Source organism: Nocardioides sp. (assembly GCF_036274455.1).
In the GTDB taxonomy this organism is placed as follows: domain Bacteria; phylum Actinomycetota; class Actinomycetes; order Propionibacteriales; family Nocardioidaceae; genus Nocardioides.
This window is the reverse complement of the sequence record NZ_DASUFR010000213.1, coordinates 1-19,046: the sequence shown is the minus strand read 5'-3', so window position 1 is coordinate 19,046 and position 19,046 is coordinate 1. Positions and strand designations below refer to the sequence as shown.

General features: G+C 71.1%; 16 protein-coding genes. 2 read left to right on the top strand and 14 right to left on the bottom strand.

Features of this window, described 5'->3' with window-relative positions; all coding sequences use genetic code 11:
* Positions 1-94: 94 nt before the first annotated feature.
* From VFV89_RS20475 to VFV89_RS20455, 5 genes are read right to left on the bottom strand one after another with little or no spacing between them, the layout of a single operon-like run.
* Entirely contained in the window at positions 95-1,051 is a 957-nt protein-coding gene (locus VFV89_RS20475) for a LysR family transcriptional regulator (protein ID WP_329707827.1), read from the bottom strand.
* Positions 1,052-1,106: 55 nt separating this feature from the next.
* A complete protein-coding gene (locus VFV89_RS20470; protein WP_329707826.1) occupies positions 1,107-3,458 on the bottom strand; it encodes an aerobic carbon-monoxide dehydrogenase large subunit in 2,352 nt (783 codons plus the stop codon).
* Complete coding sequence (locus VFV89_RS20465) at positions 3,455-3,925, bottom strand: (2Fe-2S)-binding protein (RefSeq protein WP_329707825.1); 471 nt, start codon at positions 3,923-3,925, stop codon at positions 3,455-3,457. Before VFV89_RS20465 ends, VFV89_RS20470 begins: the two co-directional genes overlap by 4 nt.
* 10 nt (positions 3,926-3,935) lie before the next feature.
* Positions 3,936-4,805, bottom strand: coding sequence for a xanthine dehydrogenase family protein subunit M (locus VFV89_RS20460; protein WP_329707824.1), 870 nt, complete (start codon positions 4,803-4,805; stop codon positions 3,936-3,938).
* Positions 4,806-4,848: 43 nt separating this feature from the next.
* Entirely contained in the window at positions 4,849-6,450 is a 1,602-nt protein-coding gene (locus VFV89_RS20455) for a sulfatase (RefSeq protein WP_329707823.1), read from the bottom strand.
* A gap of 108 nt (positions 6,451-6,558) precedes the next feature.
* Between VFV89_RS20455 and tsaA the strand changes: the two genes are divergently transcribed.
* Together tsaA and VFV89_RS20445 are read left to right on the top strand one after the other, a co-directional pair.
* On the top strand, positions 6,559-7,074 hold the full coding sequence (gene tsaA / locus VFV89_RS20450) for a tRNA (N6-threonylcarbamoyladenosine(37)-N6)-methyltransferase TrmO (RefSeq protein WP_329707822.1): 516 nt from the start codon (positions 6,559-6,561) through the stop codon (positions 7,072-7,074).
* 148 nt (positions 7,075-7,222) lie between these two features.
* Positions 7,223-8,341 carry a serine hydrolase domain-containing protein gene (locus VFV89_RS20445; RefSeq protein ID WP_329707821.1) on the top strand — a complete coding sequence of 373 codons (1,119 nt, stop codon included), beginning with the start codon at positions 7,223-7,225 and terminating at the stop codon, positions 8,339-8,341.
* An 18-nt stretch (positions 8,342-8,359) separates the two neighbouring features.
* Here VFV89_RS20445 and VFV89_RS20440 read toward each other — a convergent pair whose 3' ends face one another.
* The 9 genes from VFV89_RS20440 to VFV89_RS20400 form a co-directional block, all read right to left on the bottom strand.
* Positions 8,360-9,121: an ABC transporter permease gene (locus VFV89_RS20440; RefSeq protein ID WP_329707820.1), complete on the bottom strand. Its 762-nt coding sequence runs from the start codon at positions 9,119-9,121 to the stop codon at positions 8,360-8,362.
* A 10-nt stretch (positions 9,122-9,131) separates the two neighbouring features.
* A complete protein-coding gene (locus VFV89_RS20435; protein WP_329707819.1) occupies positions 9,132-9,929 on the bottom strand; it encodes an ABC transporter ATP-binding protein in 798 nt (265 codons plus the stop codon).
* Positions 9,926-10,294 carry a DUF1048 domain-containing protein gene (locus VFV89_RS20430; RefSeq protein ID WP_329707818.1) on the bottom strand — a complete coding sequence of 123 codons (369 nt, stop codon included), beginning with the start codon at positions 10,292-10,294 and terminating at the stop codon, positions 9,926-9,928. Before VFV89_RS20430 ends, VFV89_RS20435 begins: the two co-directional genes overlap by 4 nt.
* A gap of 2 nt (positions 10,295-10,296) precedes the next feature.
* A complete protein-coding gene (locus VFV89_RS20425) occupies positions 10,297-10,626 on the bottom strand; it encodes a PadR family transcriptional regulator (RefSeq protein ID WP_329707817.1) in 330 nt (109 codons plus the stop codon).
* A gap of 153 nt (positions 10,627-10,779) precedes the next feature.
* Entirely contained in the window at positions 10,780-11,988 is a 1,209-nt protein-coding gene (locus VFV89_RS20420; RefSeq protein WP_329707816.1) for an MFS transporter, read from the bottom strand.
* Positions 11,985-12,740, bottom strand: coding sequence for a respiratory nitrate reductase subunit gamma (gene narI / locus VFV89_RS20415; RefSeq protein WP_329707815.1), 756 nt, complete (start codon positions 12,738-12,740; stop codon positions 11,985-11,987). Before narI ends, VFV89_RS20420 begins: the two co-directional genes overlap by 4 nt.
* A complete protein-coding gene (gene narJ / locus VFV89_RS20410) occupies positions 12,737-13,357 on the bottom strand; it encodes a nitrate reductase molybdenum cofactor assembly chaperone (RefSeq protein WP_329707814.1) in 621 nt (206 codons plus the stop codon). The genes narI and narJ overlap by 4 nt, the downstream gene beginning before the upstream one ends.
* On the bottom strand, positions 13,354-15,024 hold the full coding sequence (gene narH / locus VFV89_RS20405) for a nitrate reductase subunit beta (protein WP_329707813.1): 1,671 nt from the start codon (positions 15,022-15,024) through the stop codon (positions 13,354-13,356). The genes narJ and narH overlap by 4 nt, the downstream gene beginning before the upstream one ends.
* 229 nt (positions 15,025-15,253) lie before the next feature.
* On the bottom strand, positions 15,254-18,913 hold the full coding sequence (locus tag VFV89_RS20400) for a nitrate reductase subunit alpha (protein ID WP_329707812.1): 3,660 nt from the start codon (positions 18,911-18,913) through the stop codon (positions 15,254-15,256).
* Positions 18,914-19,046: the final 133 nt, after the last annotated feature.

Below are 19,046 nucleotides of genomic sequence, written 5' to 3'. Positions count from 1 at the left end.
TTCTGTAGCGACCCATCCGGTTCTGTGCCGAGATCTCGCTACAGAAGCTCAGGGGTCACCGGATATCCGGTGACCCCGCGGCCGGCATTCGGCATCAGCTCCAGAGCGTCACGTGCACCGCCGGGTGGAACCGGCCGTGGGCGACCGCCCGGCCGCGCAGCATCGCCTGGATGGCGCGCGGCGTGGCGACGAAGCGGGTCATCTCCTCCGCCGCGGGCGTGGCCTGCTGGCCGGGCAGCGTGGAGATGTTCCACGAGCCCTGGGCGTTCATCAGCCGGCCGGGGACCCTGGCCAGGCTCTTCGCGGCGAGGTCCGGCGCGACCGTGAACGACAGTGTGAGGCTCAGCCCGCGCCCGCGCTTGGTCTCGTCGAGCGCCGCGGCGTGGCTCTGGAAGATCTGCTGGCGTTCCTCCTGTACGCCGATGCGGCGGATCAGGCCGGGGATCACGCCCGACTCCTCGGCCGCCGACGGGCCGAGCAACCAGGTCTCGTCGCGCAGCTGCTGGACGCTCGGCTCGGTCTGCACGAGCGGGTGGTCAGGGGCGGCGACCGCGATCACCTCGTAGTTGAGGAAGAGCGTGCTGGCGATCGACGAGTCCGACCGGGCCGGCCGCGGCCCGATGGTGGCGTCGACGGTGCGGGTGACGAGCAGCTGGTCGAAGTCTGCGGTCCGGTGCACGCTGAGCTCCACGTCGAGGTCCTTGGCGCGCTCGGCGAAGAGGCTGATCAGCCCCGGGGCGGCATACTCCGCGAACAGCGCGGAGGTGCCGAGCCGAAGCAGCCGGCGGCCGGCACCGGCCTCGCGCACCTCCAGCACGGTGCGGTCCTGGAGGCCGAGCATCTCCACCGCGCGGCTGGCCAGCCGGAGCCCGCCCGGCGTGAACGCCAGCCCGGACGCGGTCCGGTTGAACAGCTGGTCGCCGAGCTCCTTGCGGAGCTGGGCGACGTGGAGCGAGACGGCGGCCTCGGTGACGCCGAGGTCCGCGGCGGCGGCCTTGACCGAGCCGAGGCGCACCACCGTGGCGAAGGCGCGGAGCTGCGTGGGAGTCATCAGACGGTGTCCATCAGACCGTGTCCATCAGGCGGTGTCCATCAGGCGGTGTCCATCAGTAGGGCGGCCTCCCGTTGCCGCGCATCGCCTCCCAGACCCGCGACGGCGTGAGCGGCATGTCGACGTGCCGGACGCCGAACGGCTCGAGCGCGTCGATGACCGCGTTGACGACCGCAGGCGGCGAGCCGACGGTGGCCGACTCGCCGACACCCTTGGCACCGATCGGATGGTGCGGGGCGGGCGTGACCGTCTTGCCGTTCTCCCAGTCCGGGACCTCGAGCGCGGTCGGGATCAGGTAGTCCATCAGCGAGGCGTTGAGGCAGTTGCCCTGCTCGTCGAACGAGACGATCTCCATCAGCGCGATGCCGACCCCGTCGGTGAGCCCGCCCTGGATCTGGCCCTCGACGATCATCTCGTTGATCCGGGTGCCGCAGTCGTCGACCGCGACGAACCGGCGCACCTTCACCGTCGCGGTGCCGGGGTCGACGTCGACCACGCAGATGTAGGCGCCGAACGGGTAGGTCAGGTTGCTCGGGCTGTAGGTGATCTGTGCGTCCAGCCCGCCCTCGAGCCCCTCGGGTAGGTCGCCCGGGCCGTGTGCGCGGCGAGCCACCTGCTGGATCGTCACCCGGGCCTCGGGCACGCCACGCACGCTGAAGACGCCCCGCTCCCAGTCGAGGTCCTCCGGCGCGACCTCGAGCATGTGCGCGGCGAGCAGCCGGGCCTTGTCACGGACCTTGCGGGTGGCAAGCACCGCGGCCGCTCCCGACACCGGGGTGGAGCGGCTGCCGTAGGTGCCGAGGCCGTACGGCGTGTTGTCGGTGTCGCCGTGGACCACATCGATGTCGTCGGGATGGATGCCGATCTCCTCGGCGACGATCTGGGCGAACGTCGTCTCGTGCCCCTGGCCCTGGGTCTGCACCGAGATCCGCACCACGGCCTTGCCGCTGGGGTGGATCCGGACCTCGCAGCCGTCGGCCATCCCGAGCCCCGCCATGTCCATGGTCTCCCGCGGGCCGGCGCCGACGGCCTCGGTGAAGAAGGAGACCCCGATCCCCATCAACTCGCCGGTCGACCGGCGCTCGGACTGCTCGCGCCGGAGCTCGTCGTAGCCGGCGATGCGCAGCGCCTCGCGCATCGCGGCCTCGTAGTCGCCGGAGTCGTAGACCCAGCCGGTCCGGCTCGTGTAGGGGAACTGCTCGGGCCGGATGAAGTTCTGCAGGCGCAGGTCGACCGGGTCGCGGCCGAGCTCGTCGGCGAGCAGGTCGACGAGCCGCTCGACGAGGTAGACCGCCTCAGCGATCCGGAACGAGCAGGCATAGGCCACCCCGCCGGGCGCCTTGTTGGTGTGCACCGCGGTCATCGAGCAGTACGCCGCCTCGAGGTCGTAGCTCCCGGTGAAGACCCCGAAGAAGCCACCGGGGAACCGCATCGGCGCCGCGGTGCCGTTGAACGCGCCGTGGTCGGCGAGCACGTGGCTGCGGACGGCGAGGATCCGGCCGTCCCTGGTGGCGGCGATCTCACCGGTCATCACGTAGTCGCGTGCGAAGGCGCCCGCGGTGAGGTTCTCGGTGCGGTCCTCGGCCCACTTGACCGGCCGGCCGGTGAGCATCGAGCCCACGATCGTGCAGATGTAGGCCGGGTAGATCGGCACCTTGTTGCCGAACCCTCCGCCGATGTCGGGCGAGACGACCCGGATCCGGTGCTCGGGGATGCCGGCGAAGTCGGCGTAGAGTGTCCGGTGCGCGTGCGGCGCCTGCGTGGTGCACCAGAGCGTGAGCTTCTCCTCGATCCGGTCGTAGTCGGCGACCGCCCCGCAGGTCTCGAGCGGTGCCGGGTGGACGCGCGGGAAGACCAGCTCCTGCTCGACCACCACCTCCGCGGTCTCGAAGACCCGCCGGGTGGCCTCGGCGTCACCGGTCTCCCAGTCGAAGCAGTGGTTGTCGGTCTTGCCCTGGACGTCGTCGCGGATCAGCGGCGCGTCGGCGTCGAGCGCGTGGCGGACGTCGACGACCGGCGGCAGGACGTCGTACTCGACGTCGATCAGCTCCAGCGCGTCGCGCGCGGCGTAGCGGTCGTCGGCGACGACGAAGGCCACCTCCTGGCCCTGGAACCGGACCTTGTCGGTGGCCAGCACGGCCTGGACGTCGCCGGAGAGCGTCGGCATCCAGGCCAGCCCGCGCTCGGCGAGCATCGCGCCGGTCACGACCGCGCGGACCTTCGGGTGCGCCTCGGCGGCCGTGGTGTCGACGCGGACGACGCGGGCGTGCGCGACCGGCGAGCGGAGCACCGCGAGGTGCAGCATCCCGGGGAGCTGGATGTCGTCGCAGTAGCGACCCTTGCCCCGCACGAACCGGCGATCCTCCTTGCGGAGCATCCGCCCGTGGCCGCGCACCTCGGTGGTCATGCGGTCTCGTCCTGGTGCTCGGCCGCCCACTGCACGGACCGGACGATGGTGGCGTAGCCGGTGCAACGGCAGATCTGCCCGGAGATCGCCTCCCGGACGGCGTGGTCGGTGGGGTGGGGGTCGCGGTCGAGCAGCGCCCGCGCCGACATCAGCATCCCGGGGGTGCAGAAGCCGCACTGGAGCCCGTGGCACTCGATGAACCCCTGCTGCACGGGATCCAGGACGCCGTCGCGCTCGAGGTCCTCGACGGTGCGCACCTCGTGGCCGTCGGCCATCGCGGCGAGCACGGTGCACGACTTGACCGGCTCACCGTCGTAGAGGACCACGCAGGCGCCGCAGTTGGAGGTGTCGCAGCCCCAGTGGGTGCCGGTCAGGCCGAGCTCGTCGCGGAGGAAGTGGACGAGCAGCAGCCGCGCCTCCACCTCCCGCGTGCACGGCTCGCCGTTCACCGTGATGCTGACCCTCATCCCCCGACCTTCACAGCCCGACCCGCTCCGCGGCCGTCCGGAGGGTACGCCTGGTCAGCTCGTCGGCGAGGTGGCGCTTGTAGTCGGCGGTGCCGCGGCCGTCGGAGACCGGGCGGCAGCTCTCGGCCGCGATGCGACCGGCTGCGGCCCACGCGTCCTCGTCGGGGCGCTGCCCCTGCAGCGCCCGGGAGATCTCCGGGATGCCCGTGGTGTTGGGGCCGACAGCGGCCAGCCCGACGCGCGCGTCGGCGATGACGCCGCCGTCGACCCACACCGCCGCGCCTGCGGCGACCACGGCCCAGTCGCCGGCCCTGCGGTCGACCTTGGCGTAGGCGCTGCCGCCGTTGGGCCGCACCGGGATCCGCACCTCGGTGAGCATCTCGGCCCGGCCGACCGCGGTCTGGTAGGGGCCGATGTGGAAGTCGTCCATCGACACCACCCGCTCGCCGCTGCTGCTGCGGATCACGCACCGCGCGTCGAGGGTGGTGCACACGCTGGACAGGTCCTCGGAGGGGTCGGCCTGGCACAGCGCGCCGCCGAGGGTCCCCCGGTTGCGCACCGGCACGTCCGCGATCACCCGTTCGGCGTCCCGGAAGATGGGGAAGACCGCGTTGAGCTCGTCGCTCTCCAGCAGCTCGCGGTGCCGGGTCATCGCCCCGATCCGGACCTCGTGCGCCCCCACCTCGACGTACGCGAGCTCGTCGTGCAGGTCGTTGATGTCGACGAGGTACTCCGGGTTGGCCAGCCGCAGCTTCATCATCGGCAGCAGGCTGTGTCCCCCCGCGACGATCCTGGCCTCGTCCCCGAGCCGCTCGAGCAGCGTGATCGCCTCGTCGACGCTGGACGCGCGCGCGTACTCGATCGGAGCCGGAACCTGCATCTGCGACCTCCTGCGCGCCCCCGGGGCCTAGCGCGTGGCCATGCTACGAGGCGCGTGGCGGAGGAAGCGGGTGGAAGGCGCGGTTGCACCCGGCACCCGTGCATCCGGCCAGCACGCGGGTGCGATGGGCGAGCATCATGGCGATCCGCGCGTACCGCGGGTCGTGGGCGACCGAGCTGAGCTCCTTGGGGTCGCGGCGCCGGTCGTAGAGCTCGACCCAGCCGTCCTGGTAGCGCAGGTAGGTGTAGCGACGGGTGCGCACCCCGCGGAAGTACCAGCCACGGGCGCCGGTCTCCAGCCGGTGCGGCCCGGCCTGGACGAGGACGCCGCCGGGGTGGGGCACCGCCTGCCCGTCGCCGTGCAGGATCGGCAGCAGCGAGACCCCGTCCTGGGTGACGTCGGCGGTCGCCCCGGCGATGTCGAGCCAGGTCGGTGCCAGGTCGACGAGGGTGACGGTCCGGTCGGACACCGAGCCGGCCCGGATACCGGGACCCCTCACCAGCAGTGGAGTGCGCACCGATGGCTCGTAGCCCAGGATCTTCCCGACGTAGCTGTGCTCGCCGAGCAGGTAGCCGTTGTCGGTGATGAACATCAGGTAGGTGTCGTCGAGCTCGCCGTCGTCCGCGAGCTGCTCGACCACATCGGCCACGGCGCGGTCGACAGCCCGGAGCGCGGCGATCCGGCCGCGGACCAGCCGCTCGACGTACGACGGGTCGATCGGCTGCGCGGTGGCGAGCAGGTGCTGCTTGTCCGAGCGGTCCGGCTCGTTGAAGGCGGGGCTGCGGAAGAGCCGTGCAGCCCGGTGCCGGCTGAGCTCGCGATCACGCTCCACCTGCCGCGGGTTGCTGTCGTAGGACGGCGACGACGGGGGCGGGGCCTTGTGGCAGTAGCTCCCCGCGCAGCGCTTCTTGTCGACGGTGTGCGGGCCGAAGTGGCTCACCCACAGGAAGAACGGCGCGTCGTACCCGGAGAGCCGGTGCAGGTAGGTCGTCGAGAGGTGCGCGATGTAGTCGGTGTAGTAGTGGTCACGACCGGCGACCCGCTCGGGGTCGCCGTCGTTGTACTGCACGAAGTCGACGTAGTCGTTGTAGCCGCGCAGCGACGGGTCGAAGATGGTCCACCCGGGGTCGCGCGGGACGTTCTTGGGCAGCGCGTTCAGGTGCTTGCCCACGAAGGCCGTGTTGTAGCCGGCCGCATGGAGCCACCTGCCGATGGTGTGCTCCGGGTCGAAGGCGGCGTACCCACCCTGCGGAGGGAAGTTCGTCCGGACCCCGTTGTTCTGCGCGAGCTGGCCCGTGAAGAGCTCGGCCCGCGCCGGGCAGCACAGCGGGTGCGGCGTGAGTGCGTCGGTGAACCTCATGCCCTCCCGTCCGAGCAGGGCTCGGGTCTTCGGCAGGTAGCGAAGCTCGTCCCGACGCATGTCATCGGCCGAGATCAGGACCACGTTGGGCCGGTGGTCGCGTGGCGCCCGCACCGGCTTCGGTCCCGACGCTGCACGCGCCGCCGTCGGAGCAGCGTGGACCAGGCCGGCGACGTCTGCCCACTGCGGCGGGTCGACCACCGCGGCGGACGGCGGCGTCCAGACGGCCACCAGAGCGGCGAGCGCGGCGGCGACGCGAGCCGAGACGTTCCAGGTCCTGGACACGGCGGCACCCCCCTCGACCCCTCCTGCTTGCGGCCACGACGGGTCCGCTATCGGGTGTGATGGTCGAGCCCGCCCGCTGGTTCGCGCGTGATGGTGGAGGATTCTGTTGTGGTCGGTGAGGACGAGCTCCGGGAGGCCGAGGTCGCGGTCGAGCAGCCTCCGGCCACCGACGCGGGCCTGGTGTTCATCGGCACGATCCGTACGCCGTGGACCTCCCGGACCGAGACGCCGCGCCAGGGCCGCCCGGACGGCCCGCTCTGCCGGATCGAGGTCTTCGAGCCCTGGGTCGCGGCGCTGGCCGGCCTCGAGGCGTTCGAGCGGGTCGAGGTCCTCTACTGGCTGCACCTCTCCCGCCGTGACCTCGTCCTGCAGAGCCCGCGCGACGACGGCGCGATCCGCGGGACCTTCTCGCTGCGCTCCCCGGTCCGCCCGAACCCCATCGCGACTGCGATCGCCGAGCTCGACCACGTCGATGGCGCGACCGTGTTCGTGCGCGGGCTCGACTGCGTCGACGGGACCCCCCTGCTCGACCTCAAGCCGGACCGGACGCTGTTCGCGCCCTCCGCGCCGCCTCGACCAGGCGACTCCCAGGTCGACAGCGACCGGCCCTGCCCACGGACCTGACCACGGACCTGGCGACACGACCCGACCGCGGACCTGACCAAGGACCCGACCGGGCTCCGGGGACCGCTCAGGGTCATGCCCGATGCGGTTGACCCACCAGCGCACCACGCTTGTTCTCCTCGACCGAACACCGACGAGAGGACGACAGATGCGACGCGCGCTCGGGGCGCTGATCTTGATGACGACGATGGTGACGGCGGCAGCGGTCGCGGTTGTGCCGGCCGTGGCTGACGAGGCCACGCCGGGGCAACGGCCGGCCACCGAGGCACGGTGGCAGCACGCCCTGGACGACATCACGGCGACGGCGGCGGTCGGCGCGCTCGCCGAGGTGCACGACGGACGCCACGTCTGGCGTGGGACCAGCGGGGTCGCCGAGCTCGGGAGGGCGCGTCCGGTGCCCACGCGCGGTCTGTTCCGGGCCGGCAGCATCACCAAGACCTTCGTGGCCACCGTCGTGCTCCAGCTCGTCGACGAGGGCCGGCTGCGTCTCGCGGACCCGGTCGAGAGGTGGCTGCCGGGCGTGGTGCCAGACGGCGGGCGGATCACCGTGCGGGAGCTGCTCGACCAGACCAGCGGCCTGCCGGACGTCGTACCGACCCTGCCGAAGCCGCCGGACCCCGCGTTCTACGACAACCGCTGGCGCACCTGGACGACCGAGGAGCTGGCCCAGCGCGCGCTCGCCCAGCCGACGACCGGCGACCCGGGCGCCGCCTTCCACTACTCCAGCACCAACTACCTCCTGCTCGCCGAGGTCGTCGAGAAGGTGACGGGACGCTCCTACGCCGCCGAGGTCGAGCGCCGGATCATCCGACCCCTGCGGCTGCGCCACACGAGCCTGCCCGGCACGTCGGTCGGCATTCCCGGCCCGCACCCGCACGGCTACGTCCCCGGCCCCGACGGCGCTCTCGTCGACTACACCCGGATGAACCCGTCGGTGTTCGGCGCGGCCGGCGAGCTGATCTCGGACGCCCACGACCTCGACCGCTTCTTCGCCGCGCTACTGGGCGGCCGGCTGCTGCCGCCGGAGCTGCTGGGCCAGATGGAGACGCCCCTGGAGGACTCGCCGTACGGGCTCGGGCTGTTCGTCCGGACGACGACGTGCGGTGTCACCGTCATCGGCCACGACGGCGACGCCCTCGCCTACCAGGCCTGGTCGTATGCGACGACCGACCTGCGGAGGCGGGTCACGGTCGCGATCACTCCGAGCTTCGCCGCTGACAGCGACGAGTTCGTGGACGCGTTCCTGGCCCGGGTCTTCTGCAGCTGAGCCGCAGGCCCACGCGACTCAGGCGGTCTTGCGGTGGAACGTCGCCATCGCGAGGGCGTAGCCGACGGCGAGGATGCCGAGGCACCAGGCGAGCGCGACCCAGATGTCGGCGCTGACCGGCTGCTGGGCGAGCAGGTCGCGGATGGAGTCGACGATGGAGGTCACCGGCTGGTGCTCGGCGAAGGCCGCCACCGGGCCGGGCATCGAGTCGGTCGGCACGAACGCCGAGCTGATGAACGGCAGGAAGATCAGCGGGTAGGAGAAGCCGCTCGCACCGTCCGAGGTCTTCGCGGTCAGGCCGGCGACGACGGCGAGCCAGGTCAGGGCCAGCGTGAAGACGACGAGGATGCCGGCGACCGCGAGCCACGCGAGCACCCCGGCCCCCGACCGGAAGCCCATCAGGAGCGCGACGAGCACGACGGCCACGACCGAGACGAGGTTGGCTACCAGCGAGGTGAGGACGTGTGCCCACAGCACGGACGACCGCGCGATCGGCAGGGACTCGAACCGCTCGAAGATCCCGCCCTGCAGGTCCAGGAAGAGCCGGAACGCGGTGTAGGAGATGCCCGATGCGATCGTGATGAGGAGGATCCCGGGCAGCAGGTAGTCCACGTAGGAGCCCGACCCCGTGTCGATCGCGCCGCCGAAGACGTAGACGAAGAGCAGCAGCATGGCGATGGGCATGACCGCGGTGGTGATGATGGTGTCCGGGCTGCGCACGATGTGGCGCAGGGACCGACCCAGCAGGGTGGTCGTGTCGCTGAAGAAGTGCGTTGTCATGGTGGTTCCCCTAGTTGTCGATGCCGATCGGGCCGGCCGCAGCGGGCTCGCCGCCGCGGTCGCCGACGACGGCGAAGAAGACGTCCTCGAGCGTCGGCTGCTTCTCGACGTACTCGACCTCGGCCGGCGGGAGCAGCTGCCTGAGCTCGGCGAGGGTGCCGTTGACGATGATCCGGCCCTCGTGGAGGATCGCGATCCGGTCGGCCAGCTGTTCGGCCTCGTCGAGGTACTGCGTGGTGAGGAGCACCGTGGTCCCCCGCCCGGCGAGCTCCTTGACGGCCTGCCACACCTCGACCCGCGCCTGCGGATCGAGGCCGGTGGTCGGCTCGTCCAGGAAGATCACCGGCGGGTTCCCACTGAGGCTCATGGCGATGTCGAGACGGCGGCGCATCCCTCCGGAGTACGTCGACACGCGCCGGTCCGCCGCGTCGGCGAGCTGGAACCGGGCCAGCAGGCCGTCGGCGACCCGTCCGGGGTCGGCCAGGTGGCGCAGCCGGGCGACGAGCACGAGGTTCTCCCGCCCGGTGAGGGTCTCGTCCACGGCGGCGAACTGCCCGGTGAGGCTGATCGACTCCCGCACCTGCGCCGCCTCCGTGACGACGTCGAAGCCGTTCACGCTCGCCGACCCGCCACCGGGCTGGAGCAGGGTGGACAGGATCTTGACCAGCGTGGTCTTGCCGGCGCCGTTCGAGCCGAGCAGGGCGACGATGCTGCCGCGCTCGACCTCGAGGTCCACCCCGCGCAGCACGTCCAGCGCCTGGTAGGACTTCTCCAGGCCGTCCACGCGGATGGTCGCGTCGACGGTCACGACTGCTCGCCCCGCTCGGCCTCGTCGACCGCCTGGGTCAGGCGAGCCCGCTCCTTGTCGATCCACTGCCTGCCCGTGTAGGCCTGCGCGAAGGTCTCGGCGAACTCGACCGGGTCCTCGCCGAGGATCGCGCGCACCGGCGTCCGGTCGGCCGCGGCGCGCTCCCAGAGGTCGGCGAGGTCGCCGAACATCTTCACCAGGGTCTCCCCGTCGGTGACCCCGGCGTAGTAGGTGAGGTATCGCTGCACTGCGGTGGCGACGGCGTGGTAGGGCTCGGGCAGGGCCTGGATGCGGGCCTTGTACTGCCGGTACTGCTTCTTGTGCTCGAGCGATCCGGTGACCAGCTCGATCCATTTCGCGGCCATGGTTATCGGCCTCCTTCGCGGAGCTGTTCCAGTCGTTCTGCGAGGAAGCTCCAGGTCCTCCAGAACTCTTCGAGGTAGTCGCGTCCGCGGTCGTTGAGGGAGTAGACCTTGCGTGGCGGCCCCTTCTCGGACGGGACCTTCTCCACGTCCACGAGGCCGCGCTGCTCGACCCGGACGAGCAGGGCGTAGACGGTCCCCTCGGCGATGTCGGAGAAGCCCTTCTCCCGCAGCCAGGCCGTGATCTCGTAGCCGTACGCGGGCCGGCCGGCCAGGATGGCCAGCACGATGCCCTCCAGCGTCCCCTTGAGCATCTCGGTCGCCTGCTTGCCCATGGAGCACGTCCTCTCAGCTACTCGGTGGTGCTGACTAGTGGTACATAGTCTTGTTGACTACCAGTACACAGTAGCGCTAAGTACTCGTACTTAGCAACACCGAATAGCCGATTGTGAGCAGGGCCTCACCCGGGGGCGCGGGATGGGCGGGAGTCAGGTCGCAGGAGTGCGCCGGCGGACGCCGAACAGCGTGTAGACCATGGCCACCACCGCGGTGGCGCAGAGTAGGAGCAGCCCGACGGTGTAGCTGTGGTCGGCCTCGTCGTAGGTCGCGCCCATCACCAGCGGTGGGAAGAAGCCGCCGAGGCCGCCGGCGGCACCGACGATGCCCGCGACACTGCCGACCCGCTCCTTGGGTGCCATCTCCGCGACCCAGGCGAAGACCGCCCCGGTCCCCAGGCCGAGGAACGCCGCGAGCGCCACGAAGGAGAGGCCGGCCGGCACCTCGGGCTCCGGCTGCAGCGACACGACCACGGCCAGCACGGCCGCACCGCCGAAGGCCACCGCCGCGACGGGGCGCGACCCGAGCCGGTCCGAGAGCACGCCGCCGATCGGCCGGGCGACCACCGCGGCGAGCGCGAAGCCCGCCGTCCGCGTGCCGGCCTGGGTCAGGTCGAAGTCGTAGACGTCCTTGAGGTAGGTCGGCAGGTAGGTCGAGAACGCGACGAAGCCGCCGAAGGCAACGGCGTACAGGAAGGACATCTGCCAGGTCACCGCGAGCCTCATCGCCGCGGCCAGCTTGGGGACCACGGGGTTGGTGTTCGGCACCCACGCCGGCGAGTCCTGCATCGTCGTCCAGACCAGGAACGCAACCACCACCAGCGCCGCCGCGACGATCAGGTGTGTGACGCCGTAGCCGAACCAGTCGACGAAGCGCGGGGTGAAGAACGCCGAGAGCGCGGTGCCGCCCATGCCGGCCCCGAACACGCCGGTCGCGAACCCGCGCCGGTCCGCCTGGTACCACGCGTTGACGAACGGGATGCCGACCGCGAACGTCGTGCCGCCGATGCCGAGGAAGAAGCCGAAGAGCAGCAGCAGCCCGAAGGAGTCTCTGTTCCCGGCGAGCGCGACCAGCAGCACGAACGGCGCGGTCGCGAGCAGCAGGACCGTGAACATCAGCCGGCCGCCGAACCGGTCGGTCAGCGCGCCGGACAGGATCCGGCCCAGCGAGCCGACCAGCACCGGCGTCGCCACCAGCAGCGACTTCTGACCGGAGGAGAGGCCGAGGTCCTCGGTGTAGCGGACACCGAGCGGCGCGATCATGTTCCACGCCCAGAAGCTGACCGCGAAGGCCAGGGTCGCCAGGGCGAGGTTCTTCGCCTGGCCGTGGCCCAGGTCCGGCGCCGCGCGGGCGTCGCTCACCTGTTGGTCCGGTCGCGGTCGGTGGTGCCGACCGGGCTCCAGCCCGCGCGGGGCCGCCCGGTGGGCGCCGGGGTCCGCGCGTCGCGGCTCCGGTAGACGATGTAGGGGCGGAAGAGATAGTGCACCGGCGCGGTGAACGCGTGGACGAGCCGGGTGAAGGGCCACGTCGCGAACAGCAGCAGCCCGACCAGCGTGTGCACCTTGAACTGGACGGGCGCCGAGGCCATCGCGTCGACGTCGGGGTTGAGCCGGAAGATCGAGCGGAACCACGGCGAGACGGTCTCGCGGTAGTTGTGCGCCTCCGAGCCGGCGCCCACCGCGACGAGCGTGGTCCAGAGGCCGAAGACGATCGCGCCGACCAGCACCACGTACATCACCTTGTCGTTGACGGTGGTCGCCATGAAGACCGGGCCCGAGGTCCGCCGCCGGACGATGAGGATGACGATGCCGACGAGCGTGCAGAAGCCCGCGAGGCCGCCGATGAGAAGCGCGTTGACGTGGTAGAGGTGCTCGGAGATGCCGGCCTTCTCCGTCCAGCTCTCGGGGATGACCAGCCCGCCGATGTGGCCGATGAGCACCACGAGGATGCCGAAGTGGAACAGCGGCGAACCGATCCGCAGCAGCCGCGACTCGTAGAGCTGCGAGGACCGCGTGGTCCAGCCGAACTTGTCGTAGCGGTAGCGCCAGATCGTCCCGAGCACCAGCGTGGCGATCACCAGGTAGGGCAGCACCCCCCAGAGCAGGGTGTTCATCGACGTCCCGCCATCGGGAGCAGTCGCGGGTCACCGTTGATGAGGTAGGGCTCGAGGCCGACGGACTCGACCGGGGGCCCGCCGACCAGCGCCTGGACGGCGGCCCGGTCCTTGGGCGAGGGGCCCGGTAGCGTCGCGCAGACCGCGGCCACGACCGCGGCGTACGGCGTGCCGTCCTCCTCCAGCCCGATCCGCAGCAGCTCGAGGCTGGGGCGGTACTCCCGCAGCAGCGCCTCGCCCCCCTCAGGGTCGGCTACCGCGGCGTACTCGAGCACCATCGGCAGGTAGTCGGGCAGCTCGCCGGAGGTGTCGACGAGGAAGCCGCTGTCGCGGTAGCGCTGCTTGAAGGCGGCCAGCACCTCGCCACGGCGACGGGTGTCGCCGTCGGTCCAGTAGGACAGGTAGAGCGCGTGGCGGCGCGAGAGGTCGAAGACCTCGACGTACTGCTGCTGGAGCTGCGCCAGTGGCGTGCGCTCGACGTGCTCGAGGAGCTCGTCGAACGAGCCGACCCGCTGCTCGGCGAGCGCCGCCCGGATGAGAGGCACCCGGTCCAGGAGCGGCTGGTCGGGATAGGCGAGCAGGTGGGACGCGGCCTGCCGGACGACCCGCGCCCTCACGACGAGTGCTCCTCGTGCTTCGGTGGGAAGAGGCCCGGCGGCGCGCCGTTGCCGTCCCAGTTGAGGAGGTTGACGCGGCCCCGGAGCTCCTCGCTGCTGGCCGGCTCGTCGGTGGTCTGCCGCTGCCTGAGCGCGTGGAAGGTCTCGACCGCGACCGGCACCGGACGGCCGCTGGCCTCCCCGAAGGAGCCGGAGCCGTACATGCCGGGACCCTCGTCGTAGTCGAGCGAGCAACCGAGCTCCTCCAGGTCGTGGGCCTGCTCGACGTGCGCCTTCGGGATCACGTAGCGCTCGTCGTACTTCGCGATCGCCATCAGCCGATACATCTCGTACATCGACTCCTCGGTCATCCCGACCGACTCGGGGATGGACCCGTCGGGCTCGCGGCCGAGGTTGATGCCGCGCATGTAGGCGCGCATCGCGGCCAGCTTGCGCAGCACGCCGTCGACGACGTCGGTGTCGCCGGCGGTGAACAGCTCGGCGAGGTACTCGACCGGGATCCGCAGGGACTCGATGGCGCCGAAGAGCACGTCGCGGTCCTCGGCGTCGTGGCCCTGCTCGGAGAGCAGGTCGACCACCGGCGAGAGCGGGGGGACGTACCAGACCATCGGCATCGTGCGGTACTCCGGGTGCAGGGGCAGTGCGACGCGGTACTTCTTCGCGAGCGCGTAGACCGGCGACCGGCGCGCGTGCTCGAGCCAGTCCTCCGGGATCCCCTGCTCGCGGGCGGCAGCGACCACCTGCGGGTCCTCGGGATCGAGGAGGAGCTCCATCTGCGCCTCGTAGAGGTCCTTCTCGTCAGTCACCGAGGCGGCCGCGGTGACGGCATCCGCGTCGTAGAGGAAGAGCCCGAGGTAGCGCAGCCGGCCGACGCACGTCTCCGAGCAGACGGTCGGGATGCCGACCTCCACGCGGGGGTAGCAGAACGTGCACTTCTCGGCCTTGCCCGACTTGTGGTTGAAGTAGATCTTCTTGTAGGGGCAGCCGGTGATGCACTGGCGCCAGCCGCGGCAGCGGTCCTGGTCGACGAGCACGATGCCGTCCTCGGAGCGCTTGTAGATCGCGCCCGAGGGGCAGGAGGCCATGCACGACGGGTTGAGGCAGTGCTCGCAGATCCGCGGCAGGTAGAACATGAAGGTCTGCTCGAACTCGAACCTGATCCGGTCCTCGGACTCCTTGCGGACCCGCTGGACGATCGGGTCGAGGTGGCCCAGCTCCGAGGCGCCGGCGAGGTTGTCGTCCCAGTTCGCCGACCAGGTCACCTTGGTGTCCTCACCGGTGATCAGCGACTTGGGCCGGGCGACCGGGAAGTCGTCACCGAGCGGCGCCTCGACCAGCGTCTTGTAGTCGTAGGTCCACGGCTCGTAGTAGTCCTTGAGCTCCGGCTGGACCGGGCTCGCGAAGATCGAGAGCAACCGCCGTAGCCGCCCGCCGGTCCTGAGCTGCAGCCGCCCGCGCCGGTTGAGCTCCCAGCCGCCCTTCCACCGCTCCTGGTCCTCGTGGCGTCGCGGGTAGCCCTGCCCGGGCCGGGTCTCGACGTTGTTGAACCACACGTACTCCGTGCCCGCGCGGTTGGTCCACGCCTGCTTGCAGGTGACCGAGCAGGTCTGGCACCCGATGCACTTGTCGAGGTTCATCACCATGCCCATCTGGGCCATCACGCGCATCAGTCGATTCCTCCCGCCACCGCCGCCGATCGAGCCTGTCGAGATCCCCGCAGCCCAGGCACCCGCCCGACCACCGCCGATCGAGCCTGTCGAGATCCCCGCAGCCCAGGCACCCGCCCGACCGCTCGCGGTTGCGACCCTGCGAGGGCTGCGGTGGTCTCGACAGGCTCGACCTCCTCGCTCCGGTCGCCCAGCTCGCTGCGCTCGCTGCGCGAGCGTCGCTCGGACATCAGTACTGCACCTCCTGCGAGCGCTTGCGGATGGTCGTGACCATGTCGCGCTGGTTGCCGGTGGGACCGAGGTAGTTGAACGTGTAGGACAGCTGGGCGTAGCCGCCGATCAGGTGGGTCGGCTTGACCAGCAGCCGGGTCACGGAGTTGTGGATGCCGCCTCGCCGGCCGGTCGCCTCGGACCTCGGAACGTCGATCGTGCGCTCCTGCGCGTGGTAGACGTAGACGACCCCGCGCGGCATCCGGTGGGTGACGATCGCACGCGCGACCAGCACGCCGTTGACGTTGACGCACTCGACCCAGTCGTTGTCGTGGACCTCGATCGCACCGGCGTCCTGCGGGCTCATCCAGACCGTCGGTCCGCCCCGCGAGAGCGAGAGCATGAACAGGTTGTCCTGGTACTCGGAGTGGATCGACCACTTGGAGTGCGGAGTGAGGTAGCGCACGGTGATCTGCAGCGTCCCGTCCGGCCCGAGCGCGGGCTCGCCGAAGAGCCGCTGCATGTCGAGGGGTGGCCGGTAGGTCGGCAGCGCCTCGCCCAGGTCGGTCATCCAGTCGTGGTCGAGGTAGAAGTGCATCCGGCCGGTCAGGGTGTGGAACGGCTTGAGCCGCTCGATGTTGACGGTGAACGGCGCGTAGCGGCGACCGCCGGTCTCCGAGCCCGACCACTCCGGCGAGGTGATCACCGGCACCGGCGCCGCCTGCGTGTCGGCGAAGCTGATCCGCTTCTCCTCCGACCCCTCGGCCAGGTCGTGCAGGGTCCTGCCGACCCGCTCCTCCAGGGTGCGGAAGCCCTGGAGGGCGAGTGCACCGTTCGTGGTGCCGGAGAAGCGCAGGATCGCCTCGGCGAGGTGCCGGTCGGTCTCGATCGCGGGCCGCCCCGCGCCGGCGCCGCTCGACATCACGCCGTTGGTGCGCGCCAGCGCGGCCACCTGCTCCTCGAGCCGATAGGTGACGTTCTTGACCGTGAAACCGAGCGTGTCGGCGAGCGGCCCGACTGTCGCGAGCTTCTCCGCGACCGCGGTGTAGTCGCGCTCGACCACGGCATAGACCGGCCGGGTGTCGTAGGGATCGCGCGGGGTCTCGCCCGGCGTGTCGTGCTGGAGTGGCACGGCGACCAGGTCGCGCCGGGTTCCGAGGTGGTCCTTGGCGAGCTCCGAGAGCCGCTGCGCGATCGCGTGGAACGCCTCGAAGTCGGTGCGCGCCTCCCACGGTGGGTCGATCGCCGGACTGAAGGCGTGCACGAACGGGTGCATGTCGGTCGAGGACAGGTCGTGCTTCTCGTACCAGGTAGCGGCAGGGAGGACGACGTCGGAGAGCAGCGTCGTCGAGGTCATCCTGAAGTCGGCGGAGACCAGCAGGTCCAGCTTCCCCTCGGGCGGTTCGTCGTGCCACGCGACCTCGCTCGGCCGCGGGGCCTCCGGGTTCTCGGCGCCGAGCACGTTGTGGTGGGTGCCGAGGAGGTTCTTGAGGAAGTACTCGTTGCCCTTCGCAGAAGAACCGAAGAGGTTGGAGCGCCACAGCACGAGCGTGCGCGGCCACGACTCGGGCGCGTCGACGTCGGCGATGGCCGAGGTGAGGGTGCCGTCCTCGAGCGCGCCCGCGACGTACGACGCCACATCGGCAGCCTGTCCGTCGTCCACCGCCGATTGCGCCTGCTCCGCGACGTCGAGGGGGTTGGCGGAGAACTGCGGGTAGAAGGGCATCCAGCCCAGCCGCGCCGACTCGGCGATCACGTCGGCGGTGTGCTTGCCCCTGAGGTGGCCGCGGGCCAGCGGCGAGCCGAGCGAGTCGGCGGAGTAGCCGTCGTTGCGCCACTGGCCGGTGTGCATGTACCAGAACGACGTGCCGGCCATGGTCCGCGGTGGCCGGCTCCAGTCCAGGGCGTTGGCCAGCGAGATCCAGCCGGTGATCGGGCGGCACTTCTCCTGCCCGACGTAGTGCGCCCAGCCGCCGCCGTTGCGGCCCATCGACCCGGTCAGGATCAGCAGCGCCAGGACCGCGCGATAGGTCGCGTCGCCGTGGAACCACTGGCAGATCCCGGCGCCCATGATGATCATCGACCGGCCACCGGACTCCTCGGCGTTGCGCGCGAACTCCCGCGCCACCCGGATGCACTGCTCGGCGGGCACGCTGGTGCGCTCGGCCTGCCAGGCGGGGGTGTAGGGCGTGCTCACGTCGTCGTAGCCGGCCGGCCACTCCCCCGGGAGCCCGTCGCGGGCCACGCCGTACTGCGCCAGCATCAGGTCGAAGACGGTGGTGACCAGGTGACCGCCGACCCGGCGCGCCGGGACGCCGCGCCGGAGCACCGAGCCGGTGCCGTCGGCCTCGACGAACGCCGGCAGCAGCACCTCGGTCGCCTCGCTGCCCTCACCGGCCAGGGTGAGGGTCGGCGACACTCCCTCGAGGTCGAGGTTCCAGCGGCCCTTGCCGGAGTCGGCGTACCGGAAGCCCATGGAGCCGTTCGGCACCACCGGCTGCCCGGTGGCGCCGTCGACGAGGACGGTCTTCCACGTGTCCTCGGGCGCCGTTGCGCCCAGGTCGGCGGAGGTGAGGAACCTGCCCGGGACGAGCCCGCCGGCCTCGTGCTCCTCGAGCCGGACCAGGAACGGCAGGTCGGTGAACTGCTGGGCGTAGTCCACGAAGAAGGGAGTACGCCGGTCGACGAAGAACTCCTTGAGCAGCACGTGCCCCATGGCCATCGCGAGCGCCGCGTCGGTCCCGGCCTGGGCAGGCATCCACTCGTCGGCGAACTTGGTGTTGTCGGCGTAGTCGGGGCTGACCGTCACGACCTTGGTGCCGCGGTAGCGGACCTCGGTCATCCAGTGCGCGTCGGGGGTGCGGGTGACCGGGACGTTGGAGCCCCACATCACCAGGTAGGTCGCGTCCCACCAGTCGCCCGACTCGGGCACGTCGGTCTGGTCGCCGAACACCTGGGGGCTGGCCACCGGCAGGTCGGCGTACCAGTCGTAGAACGAGGTCATGACCCCGCCGATGAGCTGGATGAACCGGGTGCCGACGCAGTGGGAGACGATCGACATCGCGGGGATCGGCGAGAAGCCCGTGCAGCGGTCCGGGCCGTGGGTCTTGATGGTGTGCACGTGTGCGGCCGCGACCATGTCGACGGCGTCGCGCCAGCTGACCCGGACCAGGCCGCCCTTGCCGCGGGCCCGCTGGTAGCGGCGCCGCTTGTCGGGGTCGTTGACGATCTCTGCCCACGCGAGCACCGGGTCGCCGAGCCGGTCCCTCGCCTCGCGGAACATGTCGACCAGCACGCCCCGCGCGTAGGGGTAGCGCACCCGGGTCGGCGAGTAGGTGTACCAGGAGAAGGCGGCGCCGCGCGGGCAGCCGCGGGGCTCGTACTCCGGGCGGTCGGGGCCGACCGACGGGTAGTCGGTCTCCTGGCTCTCCCAGGTGATGATCCCGTCCTTGACGTAGACCTTCCACGAGCACGAGCCGGTGCAGTTCACGCCGTGCGTCGAGCGCACCACCTTGTCGTGGCTCCACCGGTCGCGGTAGAACACGTCGCCAGCGCGGCCCCCCTCCCGGAAGACGGCGCGTCCGTCGTCGGTCTCGTCCCAGCGCGTGAAGAAGCGGCCGGCGCGCAGCAGTGCGTCGCTGCCGGGTCCGTCGATACCGGGCCGGGGATCCTGAGGCACTCCCCCAACCTAGGGAGGTAGGCAACCTGCGTCCATCACCCGTTGTGTGCCAAACCCCGAGCTCGAGCTGCGGGCGCAAGGCCCTCGAGATCGCTCTCCGGCGCGGCCGTCGGGCTCAGTATCTGGTCCCGCG